13 protein-coding genes are annotated in these 13,026 nt (G+C 42.8%); 10 read left to right on the top strand and 3 right to left on the bottom strand.

Annotation, left to right across the window (positions count from 1 at the left end; all coding sequences use genetic code 11):
* Window positions 1-52 precede the first annotated feature (52 nt).
* Entirely contained in the window at window positions 53-262 is a 210-nt protein-coding gene (locus tag HUN01_RS28930; RefSeq protein ID WP_181929050.1) for a hypothetical protein, read from the bottom strand.
* Window positions 263-367: 105 nt separating this feature from the next.
* Between HUN01_RS28930 and cbiE the strand changes: the two genes are divergently transcribed.
* Window positions 368-1,597, top strand: coding sequence for a precorrin-6y C5,15-methyltransferase (decarboxylating) subunit CbiE (gene cbiE / locus HUN01_RS28925; protein ID WP_181929049.1), 1,230 nt, complete (start codon window positions 368-370; stop codon window positions 1,595-1,597).
* 781 nt (window positions 1,598-2,378) lie between these two features.
* Entirely contained in the window at window positions 2,379-3,347 is a 969-nt protein-coding gene (locus HUN01_RS28920; RefSeq protein WP_181929048.1) for a tetratricopeptide repeat protein, read from the top strand.
* Window positions 3,348-3,406: 59 nt separating this feature from the next.
* Here the strand turns inward: HUN01_RS28920 and HUN01_RS28915 are convergent, their stop codons facing one another.
* A complete protein-coding gene (locus tag HUN01_RS28915) occupies window positions 3,407-3,982 on the bottom strand; it encodes a DUF411 domain-containing protein (protein ID WP_181929047.1) in 576 nt (191 codons plus the stop codon).
* 135 nt (window positions 3,983-4,117) lie between these two features.
* On the bottom strand, window positions 4,118-4,579 hold the full coding sequence (locus HUN01_RS28910) for a pyridoxamine 5'-phosphate oxidase family protein (protein WP_181929046.1): 462 nt from the start codon (window positions 4,577-4,579) through the stop codon (window positions 4,118-4,120).
* 440 nt (window positions 4,580-5,019) lie between these two features.
* Here HUN01_RS28910 and HUN01_RS28905 point away from each other — a divergent pair, with 440 nt between their 5' ends.
* From HUN01_RS28905 to HUN01_RS28870, 8 genes are all read left to right on the top strand, one after another.
* Window positions 5,020-5,211: a bromodomain-containing protein gene (locus HUN01_RS28905; RefSeq protein WP_181929045.1), complete on the top strand. Its 192-nt coding sequence runs from the start codon at window positions 5,020-5,022 to the stop codon at window positions 5,209-5,211.
* A gap of 184 nt (window positions 5,212-5,395) precedes the next feature.
* Window positions 5,396-5,947, top strand: coding sequence for an alpha/beta hydrolase (locus tag HUN01_RS28900; RefSeq protein ID WP_181929044.1), 552 nt, complete (start codon window positions 5,396-5,398; stop codon window positions 5,945-5,947).
* A 103-nt stretch (window positions 5,948-6,050) separates the two neighbouring features.
* Window positions 6,051-6,623, top strand: coding sequence for an HdeD family acid-resistance protein (locus tag HUN01_RS28895; protein WP_181929043.1), 573 nt, complete (start codon window positions 6,051-6,053; stop codon window positions 6,621-6,623).
* A 299-nt stretch (window positions 6,624-6,922) separates the two neighbouring features.
* The gene (locus HUN01_RS28890) at window positions 6,923-9,019 is read left to right on the top strand and encodes a glycoside hydrolase family 10-like protein (RefSeq protein ID WP_181929042.1); all 2,097 of its coding nucleotides are present in this window, start codon (window positions 6,923-6,925) and stop codon (window positions 9,017-9,019) included.
* A 452-nt stretch (window positions 9,020-9,471) separates the two neighbouring features.
* On the top strand, window positions 9,472-10,782 hold the full coding sequence (locus HUN01_RS28885; RefSeq protein WP_181929041.1) for an efflux RND transporter periplasmic adaptor subunit: 1,311 nt from the start codon (window positions 9,472-9,474) through the stop codon (window positions 10,780-10,782).
* A 223-nt stretch (window positions 10,783-11,005) separates the two neighbouring features.
* The gene (locus HUN01_RS28880; RefSeq protein WP_181929040.1) at window positions 11,006-11,746 is read left to right on the top strand and encodes an SDR family oxidoreductase; all 741 of its coding nucleotides are present in this window, start codon (window positions 11,006-11,008) and stop codon (window positions 11,744-11,746) included.
* A gap of 109 nt (window positions 11,747-11,855) precedes the next feature.
* On the top strand, window positions 11,856-12,062 hold the full coding sequence (locus tag HUN01_RS28875) for a hypothetical protein (RefSeq protein ID WP_181929039.1): 207 nt from the start codon (window positions 11,856-11,858) through the stop codon (window positions 12,060-12,062).
* Window positions 12,063-12,226: 164 nt separating this feature from the next.
* Window positions 12,227-12,940, top strand: a complete 714-nt coding sequence (locus HUN01_RS28870; protein ID WP_181929038.1) for a rubrerythrin family protein — start codon at window positions 12,227-12,229, stop codon at window positions 12,938-12,940.
* The last annotated feature ends 86 nt before the right edge of the window (window positions 12,941-13,026 follow it).

Here is a 13,026-nt window from a genome sequence, read left to right as displayed (position 1 = left end):
AAGGGGGGTTAGGGGGGATCTAAAAGTGCTTAAAGTCACAACGAAAAACTTTTCAAACAACCTCTAACGGTTTTACCTGATTAGCTTGAATATCTGCCTTTGCACGTTGGATTAACTGATCCAATCTACCAGATTTTGCATCTGCTTCAATTTGCTTGTCCCAGGCATCATTGAGATATTCTTGAAGCCAGTTTGATAAATCCCGCATTTCATCTTCAGACAGTTGCAGAATAGCAGCTTCTATTTCTGGGAGTGAGTTCATTCTGTTATCCTCAATCCAGCACTATGAACTATATTCTACCAAAATTGACGGAATAATTCAGAATTAGAATTAGCGTCAAATATTAGTTATTAATCATGAATTAGCATGACAGAGAAATGGCTTTCTATCGTCGGCATTGGGGAAGATGGATTACAGGGATTAAGCGCGATCGCTCTTTCCCTAATCACTCAAGCTAAAGTAATTGTGGGAGGCGATCGCCATTTAGCAATGCTCCCTAAAGATGACCAACGTGAAAAACTAGTCTGGACATCCCCTATTAGCACCTCTGTAGAGGAAATCATCCAGCGTCGGGGTCAGTCAATCTGCGTACTAGCCAGTGGCGATCCGATGTGTTACGGCATTGGTGTCACCTTGATACGGCGAATTCCCGTCTCTGAAATGACGATTATTCCCGCACCTTCAGCCTTCAGCCTCGCCTGTGCCAGGGTGGGATGGTCTTTAACGGAGGTGGAAACCTTAAGTTTGAATGGTCGTCCATCCTCACTACTCCAGCCCTACATTTATCCAAAAGCGCGGTTGTTGATTTTGAGTGAAGGGAAAAACACACCCGCCATTGTTGCCGAAATTTTGACAAATCGCGGCTACGGTGGCAGTACAATCACCGTATTGGAGCGCATGGGCGGCACTCATGAAAGAATTGTGGAAGGGACGGCTGCATCTTGGAGTGAAACTGAAGTTGCGGCTTTGAATGCGATCGCAGTTTATTGTATTCCTGATCCTGGGGTTATTCCTTTGCCAAGATTACCAGGATTACCAGATAACGCCTACCATCACGATGGACAGTTAACTAAGCGTGAAGTTAGAGCAGTTACCCTAGCAGCTTTGGCTCCCACACCGGGAGGATTATTGTGGGATGTTGGCGCGGGTTGCGGTTCAATTTCTATCGAATGGATGCGGAGCCATGCTCGGTGTCGAGCGATCGCGATCGAACAAAACTCCTCTAGACTACTATATATTGCTGATAATGCTGCCACTCTTGGTACTCCCAATCTGCAAATCATTGAAGGTAAAGCGCCCCATGTTCTGAAAGACTTGTCAGCACCAGATGCCATCTTTATTGGTGGTGGGGTGACAGCAATGGGACTTTTTGATGTTTGCTGGGAAGCGCTACGTCCGGGTGGACGTTTGGTGGCAAATGTTGTGACGGTAGAGGGTGAGCAAACTTTATTTCAATGGCATAAACGAGTCGGTGGCGATTTAACTCGTATTGCTATTCAGCGGGCGGAACCTATTGGTAAATTTTTGGGCTGGCGAGCAATGGCGCCTGTAACGCAATGGGTAGTTGTAAAGTCTGAAAACGATACCCCCCTTTAGTCCCCCCAAGGCATCGCTACGGTGTGCGCACAAGTCTGAAATAGCTAGATTAACCAAGGTTTTACCCCACCCTAACCCTCCCCTTGCAAAGGAGAGGGAACTAGATTTATTGTTTCCCCCCGATGCCTTGGCTACGGTGTACACACAAGTCGAAAAAAGCTTGATTTTCCATTCTTCTCTCGTTTATCTCATTTACCTCGTTTTTATCTCGTTCCCATGTTCTACATGGGAATGCTCCTCGTGGAGGCTCTGCCTCCAATCTGGCATTGAGTCTCTGACTCAATGAATGCATTCCCAGTCGGAGACTGGGAACGAGGAAAGTCTTATCAAGCTAGGTTTTTAGGACTTGTGTGTACACCGTAGCGATGCCTTGGGGGGACGGCGATAGCCGGGAGGTGAATTATATACAGCTTCACAAAAAAATTGGTATAAAACAAACAGTAGTCAAAATTTTATACCATACTATATTTAATAGGCTTGTTACTCAGAGACTTCCAACAAATAAATTATCCAATCTTGTGGGGTGGGTTGGAAAGCCCGCTTTTAGCTACGGGTGAAACGCCAACTCCACAAAAAGTAATTGAGTATTTTTTTATTTGAAAGAATATAAATAAAATTCTTTTATACACAGCCCTGACTGTGTATAAAAGAAAGTTTTTGAAGAACAATTTCTAGATTTTGAAAGAAGTTGCAGCCATAAGTTGCACTTATCCTGTGCTGAAGTCACAGAAAATTGTATAATCGACAGCTTATTAACCAAAAATTTCGTTTTCTATAGAAAATGACAGAAGTAATTAGATTCGGGAGCCTAAATAACATTGAGTCCATTGAGTTTGAAGAACAGTGCTTAGAAAAAGCTAGAGAAACAGGCGATGCCTACGGCGGGCAAAGCCAACGCAATAGAGAAGTCATTTCTTTAGCAAGTTTGGGCAATGCTTACTACTCACGAGGCGAGTACCATCTAGCAATTGAGTTTTATCAGCAGTGGTTGGATATAGCTAGAGAAACAGGCGATCACGCAGGCGTTGCCAAATCTTTATCTGGGTTGGGTAACGCTTACCAATCACTGGGCAAATACCAGCGAGCGATTGAATTTTATCACCAGTGGTTGAGTATCACCAGGAAAATAGGCGATCGCACTGGGGAAGGTATTTGCTTGGGAAGTTTAGGTAATACTTATGAATACCTGGGTAAGTATGAGCAAGCGATAGAGTTCTATGAACAGTGGTTGGGTATAACAAAGAAAATCGGCGATTGGGCTGGAGAATGCATAAGCCTGGGAAGTTTGGGCAATACTTATGAATCATTAGGGAATTACCAACTGGCAATTGAGTTTTACCAGCAATGGTTAGGACTGGCAAAATTCATTAGCGATAGCAATAGCCAAGCTATGGCCTTGAGTGGTTTGGGCAGTGCTTATAAAGCTTTGGGAGAATACCAAAGAGCGTTTGAGTTTTATCAACAATCATTAGAGATTAAAATGGATCTCAATGACCAAAATGGGGAAGCAAACGCCTGGTTTAATTTAGGTTTGGTGTTAGAAAAAATTAATCGAGAATCAGAAGCGCTCAATGCCTTTTGCAATGCTCGTGAAATATATCATCTAATGGGACTTGATGAAAGCCTGCAAGATTGTAACCATGCAATTGAGCTTCTTTCTCAAAATGTTGCAACTTTCGCATCTGTCTTCTGGTTTGAGAGATGGTTAAATCATTTGTCGCAGCTGATCAAATCTGGTTCCAAACATTGAAGAGTGCTGAATTACGAGTGCTGTTAGCCCCGCTACCGCTAACAGCACTCGTAACTCACTCAAGACTCAGCACCATACTTATTAAATACTGCAACTGAGTCTTTGCGATCAAAGGAAAACACAGAAAACGGATCTTTTCGATTCCCCATCTCCATCCCAGGAGTACCTACAGGCATTTGAGGAACAGATAAACCAGCAACATTTGGCTTTTCTTGAAGCAGACGTTTGATGTCGTCTGCTGGGACGTGTCCTTCGATGACATATCCATTAACAATTGCTGTGTGGCAAGATGACAAGTTATCCGGCACGTTGTACTTTTGTTTGACTGTTTCGATGTTAGGTGTAGAAAAGTCTGTGACTTTAAAACCCTGTGCCTTTAAGTGATCAATCCACCCGCCACAACAGTTACAATCAGGACTGTGATATACAGTGGCATTGAGCGCTGTTGATTTTAATGGTATCTGTTTATCCTGGATAGGCGTAGTGGTACTTACTAGTTGAGCATAACTCATCGGAGCAGTACTTCCCAAAATGCCCAACACCCCTGCTGTTAGACAAATCATCACTAACACTCGCACAGCAGCACGTACCAAGATAGGCGGTAACCATTTTTGCCAGTAATAATTCAAAAACATTCTGCGTCTCTCTGTGTTTAAAAACACTACGATTTTACGCAAAACTATACTGTGTTCCATGTAAACCTCCGGGGTACTCCCGCCACACTTGATGTTGACGGTGATAGCGAGCGAACTCACGTTAGTTTACATATTTTAAAGGCGTGATGGGGTCAAAAAACTAATTGTTTGTGGCTTAAAACTCGATACACTATCCCAATAATTAACCTGATTAATATTCACCTTGAGCAAAGCAATATCGGCTTCGTCCAGTCCTTTAGGAAACCAGGTTTGAAGTTCCGGCTTCCATAGCTCTTGCATCTTGTTGCGGTCTTTCACAAGCTGCGCTGTACCTGAGATAGAAACGAACCGCTGCGGATTGGGTGACGAGAAGCTGACATTGACCTGCGGATGGTGTTCAACCTCAGTTACCTTATGGGAAGCCGCATAGGTAAAAAACCAGAGTGTAGCATCAGAATTAACCTCGCCACTCCTGGACATCGGGTAACTATGCAAACTTCCATCATCATCGACTGTGGTAAACATACCATAATCAATATCTTGGATTAGTTCATGTAGTTTTGTAATTTCTTGGTTGCGATCTGTAGAAGTTGTCATTGGTTTTAGTTTTTTCTCTATTTACTTTTCCTGGACTGCAATTTTTTGATTACAAGTAGATTTAAAACTGACAAAGCTATTTTTCAGTATTAAATTTTTTAGTTTAAATTGCGTGAGCCTAAAGGTATAATTCTCATAATAAAATTAGCTATTTTAGTTATATCTATAGAGATATTGCTTGAAAACCACTACTTTATTTATGCATCAATTGTAGGCATGGTATTTGGAACAAAATTAGTGGTGCGATCGTCGATTGGTTTTTGAATGAAAATATAAAATCAAACAAATTCTGGCAAGCAAATTCTGGAACTGTGAAATTTTATGTTAGATTTGTACCCTCTGAATGAGCCTCTTCAACCTATAGCAGGAGTATAATTTTCCATTAAGCACCTACGATGAAAACTAGGTAATCAAATCGCAGTATATCTGCCTTTCAACTTATGGACTGGAAGTACAGGTGGAAAAATGGCTATAAACCAAGCCGAGATGAAGCGGCAAAAAACCCTCACTTGTTAGATGAGAGTCAGTTCGAGAACGAGCAAGACCGAAAGCTAGCTGAAGAATCTGCAAGGAAGCACTTGGGCATACCTGCACCAACCTTAGACGAAGATAAACCAATACTACCTCATTAGCTTCGCCTAATGACAAGGCTTGATAACACCATTTCCAAAAATCTTTGTAACAAATAAATTGGTTGTAGGGGCTTACATCTGTACGCCCCTAATCATGTATCTGTAGCAATAATTTCGTGAAAAAATCCAACAATTAGGCATTTTTTGCCTATGTACACTCCGCACCATTAGAAAGTTAGACAAAATGCAGATTACTCAATTTTTCAATCGATTAAACAATAAGAAATTCGCTAAGTTACTCACTCAAACAGTAGCTTTAGGTGTAGGTGCTATTGTTCTCCTCTCAAGTACTAATGCTAATGCTGCCGAGCAAGTTATTTTAAAGTACGGTAGTTTTCAGGGGCAAATATCTGTTCAAGAATTAACTCAGTTTACAGAAACTGGCAAAACTACCCCGACATTAAGAGCTTATTTACAAGCAGCGCAACAAGATCCCGCTGTAGCTCGTAAGGCACTTAAAGCTTCGATAAAAGCCGATCCTTCCTTTTTAAATAGCTTACTGTCTAGCTGGGCGGGGCCAGTTTTAGTTAATCAGATTGGTGAGGTAATTCGTCCTACCGCAGGAGAACTAGATCAGGAGGCGCTGCGAAACGCTTTAAGTGAATCTATTAAACAAAATGGTGAAGTTACACTGCTTGGAGCCATCCAGAATTATCCAAGTACTTCTGTTGAACTTGAAGGAGATCGTCTCATCCCCGTTTATGAACGCCTAAGCAATCTTGCAAAACTTTTCTGAGGCTAGTTACTGCTGAAATTTAATACCGATGAGTCTATCTTAAGGCTCTATTCTGTGACTGAGAAATTCCCTAACGTAATTGTAGAGTTAGGGAAAACTTTATATGACAACCAACGTTTCTAGAGATATTAACAAGAATGTTAATGGAGCGCTGATAACTGGTGTTCTTCTGAGTATTGCGGGGGTTATTGCGATCGCAGTGCCTAATATCTCAACGATATTCGCCGAGACTTGGATTGCAGTGATTTTGATTTTCGCCGGATTTACAAAACTAGTGTACGCCACTCAAACCCGCGATCGCGGAGGTTTCATTTGGAAAATTTTATTGAGCGCACTCTATATTGCAACGGGCATAATGCTATTTGTTTATCCTTTTACGGGTGTTCTCACACTCACTCTGTTGCTTGGCAGCTTTTTGCTGACTGAAGGCACATTCGAGTTAATTCTGGCATTCCAGTTACGTCCGCAAGATAACTGGACGTGGATACTCGCTGATGGTATTATTACGCTGGTATTAGGTGGAATGATTTGGTTCCAGTGGCCCTTCAATGCGCCTTGGCTTCTTGGCACACTAGTTGGTGTCAGCATTCTTTTCACTGGCATTTCACGCGTGATGCTGGCGTTGAATGCGCGTTCTACCTCAAATCCTACTAACGAAGCTACAAATGCTACTTAGTAGATGGGCGTAAACAAAGTTAACTTGTAAGAGTCGTCATTTGTCATTGGTAAGGGTTTTAGGCGTGTTTACTTTTAGTAACATAGTTTGTTTGGTTTATTCCCGCCTACCTAGTAGATGGGGAATGGGGGAAAAATTCCTCTCCTCTGCACTCTTCCCCCTGCCCCTCTGCCTCTTTTCAATGCCCTATCCCAAAATTAAATAGTCAAAGTTTACAACGAGATTGCAGCAGCGATCGCCTTCATATTGCTAAATTAACTAAGGAAATAAAAATCCAGGCCAGCTAGCTGCAATCAACAATGGTATCTATTGCTACTCCCTTCTCGGATATTCAAAACCATTGGGCACGCTTATTTATTACAGCCTTAGCCCAACGTGGTATTGTCAGTGGGTTGCCTAATGGCACCTATCGCCCCGATAACTCACTCACCCGCGCTGAATTTGCCGCCATCATCGCCAAGGCATTTCCCACCGTTGCCAAGAAGCGGCAGTATGTCCCCTTTGTTGATGTACCCACTAGTTATTGGGCAGCAGCCGCCATTCAAACAGCTTACGAAAAAGCATTTATTAGTGGGTTTCCTGATAAAAGTTACCGTCCCGCTAACCGAATTACTAGAGTAGAAGTATTAGTTTCCTTGGTAGCTGGTCTAGAAATTGCCACCAAGGTAAAACCTGACCTCCTCTCAGCACTCCCACAAATTTATCAAGATTCTCTTCAGATTCCTGGCTATGGCAGAAATCACGTAGCTATTGCCACTAGTGCCGGATTGGTGGCTAGTTTCCCAAATTTGAAATTACTCAGTCCCAATATTGCAGCCACCCGTGCAGATGTGGCAGTGATTATTTATCAAGCTTTGGTGTATTTAGGTGAGGCAGAAAAAATTGCCTCTAGTTACTTAGTGCAGCCGCCAATAACCACACCGACACCAACCCCCACACCGACACCGACTCCAACCCCCACACCAACCCCCACACCAACTCCAACGCCAACCCCCACCCCTATCGGTAGCGTTAGAGTAAATCATAGCCGGGAGTTCCGGGGGGCATGGTTAGTATCTGTGTGGAATGGTGATTGGCCTTCCAAAGCCGGACTTTCTGTTGCCCAACAAAAAGCTGAACTCACCGAAATTACTATTAAATTACAAGCGTTGAACTTCAATGCCCTGATTTTCCAGGTGCGACCGGAAGGAGACGCTTTATATGAGTCTCAATTAGAGCCTTGGAGTGCTTGGATTACCGGAACTCAGGGGAAAGCACCAGAACCATTTTATGATCCTTTAGCATTTGCGATCGCAGAATGTCACAAGCGTAATATTGAAGTTCATGCTTGGTTCAACCCTTACCGCGCTAGCACTTCCACCGACCCAGCCAAAACAGTCCGTCCCCACATAGCAGCTACCAATCCAGAAAGCGTTTATTTGTGGAAAACTCAACGCTGGATGGACCCAGGACTGAAAATAGTTCAGGATAGGGCGTACAACGTAATTCTCGATGTAGTGAAGCGCTACGATGTTGATGGCATTCACTTAGATGATTATTTCTATCCATATCCCATCGAAGGGCAGTCTTTTCCCGATGACAAAACCTACGCTGCATACAAAGCTGCCGGTGGTACACTCAGCCTTGGCGACTGGCGACGGGACAATGTTAACAAAATGGTACAGCGCCTCTGGCAGGGAATTAAAGCAACCAAACCCGACGTAAAATTTGGTATTAGTCCCTTTGGGATTTATCGCCCCGGACAACCCGCTGGTATTACTGGGTTGGATGCTTACAATGTGCTGTATGCTGACTCTAAGAAATGGTTAGAAGAAGGCTGGATTGATTATATTGCTCCTCAATTATATTGGCGCACAGACCAACCACAACAAAGTTATTCCGCGTTGCTAAAGTGGTGGACACAGATAAATACAAAGCAAAGACACGTTTATGCTGGGAACAATTTGACAGAACCAAGCAACAAGAGTCGAGAGAGTGGTGAGATTGAAAAGCAGGTGATAATTAGTCGCAGCCAAGCTGGACAGTTGTCATTAGGGAATATCTTCTTTAATCTCGGTGTTTTGACGGAAAATAGTCAGGGCATTGCTGATAAATTCCAAAGTCTGCTTTATAACAAACCTGCGCTACCGCCAACTTTGCCTTGGCAAGATACAACACCACCCCCACCACCGACTGGATTACAAGTGAATAACCGCAAACTGAGTTGGCAGCCTGGAGATAATCAGCCAGTTCGTTCTTGGACACTGTATCGGCTGAGTGGCGATACTTGGACAATTCAGCGAATTTTGTCTGCTGGCACAACCTTCGCTACCGTCCAACAAGCGGGAAGCTATGCGGTGTGTGCGGTGGATAGATTGGCGAATGAGAGTGTGGGAACAGTTATTACAGTGAGTTAAACAAAAGTGCTGTTGATGAGTGTCTAAGGATAGTAAGCTAAAACACAACCAATTAACGCAACCTAAGTTTGATAAATCTCTCTCTGCCTTGAACTAAAGTTTAAGGCAGCGATCGCTTCTATAGTAAAGTAACTCCTGTCTTCCTTGTAGCAACTTCCGCCTTCACGTTTTGATGTTACGCGCAGTCTTAAAACCTTTTCCCTTTCCCCTTCAGCAAATCGTATTAAGAAATAAGGAACTGAGTTTTTTGCTTATCCAGTATTTCCATAACTGGATAAAAAATTAGGGATTCACCTTTTGGTAGATTTAGACAGAATCATCAAAACTGTATATTTGAATGGGGTAACACATAATTTGCCACAAAACCTCATGCTAAATCAGTAATTTCAAGATAAATAGATGAAATTTTGATTGAATTATAGTCAATTTGTTCCTTAATTTCCTCAAAAGCCATGACATCCCCTGAGCCTCAAACTGATTTTGGAGAAAAAGCTCCACAAACCTCATTTGAGCCACCTTCTGGAAAACGGCGGTGGCTTTGGTTATTTTTAGCAGCACTACTATTGTTAGGGGGCGGAGTAACTATAGTTTGGCGTTTGCTCACTCCGCAAAATTCAGCACCTTCAACTGCTAACGCTCAACCTGAAGGGGTAAGAGTCAAAATATCCACGGTACAAAGCGGCATCATTGAGGAAAGTTCAGATTTTATTGCTAGCCTGAAATCCCAGCGCTCAGTTACGCTCCAGCCGAAGATTCAGGGCCAAGTTACCCAGATACTTGTGAAATCGGGAGATCCAGTAGCCGAAGGAGCAGCGATTCTCCAAGTAGATCGTACACCACAAGCAGCGATCGCTCTTAAAAATTCTGTACCTCCAGCATTTTTAATGCAACTGGCAAATGCCCGCGCTACACTCCAATCTCTGGAAGCAGAACGACCATCATATATTGCAAATGTGCAATTGTATGAGCAAAATTATGAAAAGTTTCTTGCTCTAGCGGAACAAGGAGCCGTGTCTCGACAAACTAGCAATCAGTTCGCTAATAGGCTCGCTAATGCTAAAACTAGTCTTAATGCAATTGATTCCAGGATTCAAGTACAACGAGCTAATATATTGCAAGCTGAAAAAACCTTGCAGCAAGCTGATGTAAATACTCAAACGCAACAGCCCCAGTCCGACAAAATTACCGCTCCCTTTAGTGGCACTGTTGGCAACCTCGGTGTGAAAGTCGGTAATTTAGTTAATACTTCTACACCATTAGTTAATATCACCCAAAATCGACCTTTAGAAGTGAATATCTCTGTGCCACTACAGCAGGCGCCCCAATTGCGTAAGGGAATGCCAGTGGAAGTTATGAACACACAAGGTCAAAAGCTGGGTAGAAGTAGGGTATTTTACATTGCACCTAATCCTAGTACTGAGACACAAACAATACTGATCAAAGCACTTTTTGATAATCCTAACGGTCAGTTACGTGCAGATCAATTGGTAAGGGCTAGAGTGTTCTGGAATCAACGCCCCGGAGTTTTAATTCCCACAACAGCAATGACTCGTGTAGGTGGGGACACTTTTGTTTATGTAGTTGAAACAGAAACATCTCCCCAAGGCGTATCTCAACAAGTAGCTCGGCAAAAGCGAGTGAAGCTAGGCGAGATCAAAGATAATAATTACCAAGTTATTGAAGGATTACAGCCAGAAGATAAAGTTATTATCTCAGGTTTGCTCAATCTTAGGGATGGTGTTGCGATCGTTCCAGAATTTTAATTAAGAGGAGTGGGGAGTGGGGAGATGAGGGAGATGAGAGGACAAAGGGACAAGGTTAAAGGGAAAAGGATAAAGAAACAAACCCCTTCCCCCTTCCCCTTTACCCTTTACCCTTTTTCATAATCCCCCATGCCCCATACCCAATTCCCTAAATTTAACCTTGATACAGTACTTTAACAGTAGATAATCACTTTGGTTAACCAAAATAAAACTCGATTAATCTATGGCATCTTTGACAGGGAAGGTTGCAATTATCACTGGTGCATCGCGGGGAATTGGACGAGCGATCGCACTTAAGTTAGCTGGTAACGGTGCATCTATTGTCGTTAACTATGCAGGTAATGCAGTCAAAGCACAGGAAGTTGTTGCAGAAATTGAAAAGTTGGGAGTAGGTGCGATCGCAATCCAAGCTGATATTAGCAAAGTACTCGACATCCAACGGTTATTTGAGCAAACACTCGAACGCTTTGGTAAAGTCAATATTTTGGTCAACAATGCCGGAATCGCCTTCTATAAACCAATTACTGAGGTGAGTGAAGAAGATTTTGACAAGATTTTTGCTATTAACGTCAAAGGTACTTTTTTTGCTTGTCAACAAGCGGCGCAACACATGGCAGAGGGGGGACGGATTATCAACTTTTCCTCATCTACTACGGCGATGATGCTGCCAACTTACAGCGCTTATGTAGGAACCAAGGGTGCTGTTGAACAAATCACGCGGGTACTAGCTAAAGAATTAGGTGCAAAAGCGATCGCAGTTAATGTTATTTCTCCTGGCCCCACCGATACAGAACTATTTCGAGAAGGCAAAACACAAGAACAGATAGACCGTTTAGCCCAAATGGCTGCTTTTGGCAAACTGGGAGATGTGCAAGAAATCGCCGATGTAGTAGCGTTTCTCGCTAGCGATGAAGCCAGGTGGATTACTGGCCAAAACATCCGTGTCAACGGTGGAATTGCATGAGGCGATCAAAGCTCTTAACCCCTTTGGACTTGCCTATCTTCACCTGATGCAACCAAGCGAAGTCATGAACCCAGTGACACCCTAATTTCGGCAAATATTCCAAGGTACTTTGATTAGCAATGGTGGCTACGATCGCCAAACAGGAGATAGTATTCTTGCCAGTAACAATACAGATTTAGTTTATTTTGGCAAGTTATATATTGCGAATTCTGACTTACCAAAACGTTTAGAACTCAACGCACATTTGAACGCTCCCGATCCAAAAACATTTTATGCCCCTGACGCCATAGGATACACCGACTACCCATTTTTATAACTTCAGACTACTTGAAGGCATTACAGCCATCTCTAAATCAAAAATATAATTTTTCAGCAGTCAAACTTTTCGGTTTTATAATCTTATACAAATAACAGCTCGGCTATACAGTTGTAGAGTCTGTGTTTTCATCCTCAATATCACTTCACTGTCATCCACAAGTTATGGATTTGTCTAATTTTTCTACACTTCAAAACTTAGAAGCTGCCTTCGGTGGTGAATCGATGGCAAATCGCAAGTATCTGTTTTTTGCTGAGGTGGCGCGTCAACTTGGGTTTACAGACTTGGCGAAACTTTTTAAAGAAACAGCAGAACAAGAAACAGAACACGCTTTTGCACATTTTAAGTTACTGCATCCAGAACTGGTGGTAGAAGATGCAGCGGCTTTAACTGATGAACAAAAACGGGAAATTGTATCTCGCTGTTTATCTTTGGCAATTGAAGGCGAGACTTATGAATATACTACAATGTATCCTGAGTTTGCCGCAGATGCCCAACGCGATCGCGACAATCCCGCAGCTGAAGAATTTCTCAAACAAGTTCAAGAATCTACCGATCATGCCAACACATTTCGGGAAGCTGCACACCGTTTTGGCTTGTTAAAATTCATCGAAAATTACCACGCCGATCGCTACACTGAAGCCTTAGAAGTATTAAACGGAGGACAAGCAGCAACCAGAGTTGCTGGTGAAGAACCTAAAACTCGTAAATGGATTTGTAAACAATGCAGTATGATTTACGATCCCGTTGCTGGCGATCCTGATTCGGGGATTGCACCTGGTACACCTTTTGAAGAAATTCCCGAAGATTGGGAATGTCCGATTTGCGGCGCTAGCAAAAAAACCTTTAAACCATTTGAGGAAAAAGTTGCAGCTTAAGACAGCAATCAATTAGGCAATCTTTTTTAGCATACAAACGCGAAGCGTCTTAAAAGATACTTCGCGTTCTTGATTTTTTATACAGA

This window comes from Nostoc edaphicum CCNP1411, assembly GCF_014023275.1.
Classification (GTDB): domain Bacteria; phylum Cyanobacteriota; class Cyanobacteriia; order Cyanobacteriales; family Nostocaceae; genus Nostoc; species Nostoc edaphicum_A.
Note: the sequence above shows the minus strand (reverse complement) of the source record. Positions and strands in the feature narration are given on the sequence as shown.

Coding starts and splice junctions, on each gene's coding strand:
- HUN01_RS28895 (WP_181929043.1), top strand. CDS start 6,051: ATGACAACCAACGTTTCTAGAGATATTAACAAGAATGTTAATGGAGCG.
- HUN01_RS28880 (WP_181929040.1), top strand. CDS start 11,006: ATGGCATCTTTGACAGGGAAGGTTGCAATTATCACTGGTGCATCGCGG.
- HUN01_RS28910 (WP_181929046.1), bottom strand. CDS start 4,579: ATGACAACTTCTACAGATCGCAACCAAGAAATTACAAAACTACATGAA.
- HUN01_RS28890 (WP_181929042.1), top strand. CDS start 6,923: ATGGTATCTATTGCTACTCCCTTCTCGGATATTCAAAACCATTGGGCA.
- HUN01_RS28915 (WP_181929047.1), bottom strand. CDS start 3,982: ATGTTTTTGAATTATTACTGGCAAAAATGGTTACCGCCTATCTTGGTA.
- HUN01_RS28920 (WP_181929048.1), top strand. CDS start 2,379: ATGACAGAAGTAATTAGATTCGGGAGCCTAAATAACATTGAGTCCATT.
- HUN01_RS28885 (WP_181929041.1), top strand. CDS start 9,472: ATGACATCCCCTGAGCCTCAAACTGATTTTGGAGAAAAAGCTCCACAA.
- cbiE (WP_181929049.1), top strand. CDS start 368: ATGACAGAGAAATGGCTTTCTATCGTCGGCATTGGGGAAGATGGATTA.
- HUN01_RS28870 (WP_181929038.1), top strand. CDS start 12,227: ATGGATTTGTCTAATTTTTCTACACTTCAAAACTTAGAAGCTGCCTTC.
- HUN01_RS28930 (WP_181929050.1), bottom strand. CDS start 262: ATGAACTCACTCCCAGAAATAGAAGCTGCTATTCTGCAACTGTCTGAA.
- HUN01_RS28905 (WP_181929045.1), top strand. CDS start 5,020: ATGGACTGGAAGTACAGGTGGAAAAATGGCTATAAACCAAGCCGAGAT.
- HUN01_RS28900 (WP_181929044.1), top strand. CDS start 5,396: ATGCAGATTACTCAATTTTTCAATCGATTAAACAATAAGAAATTCGCT.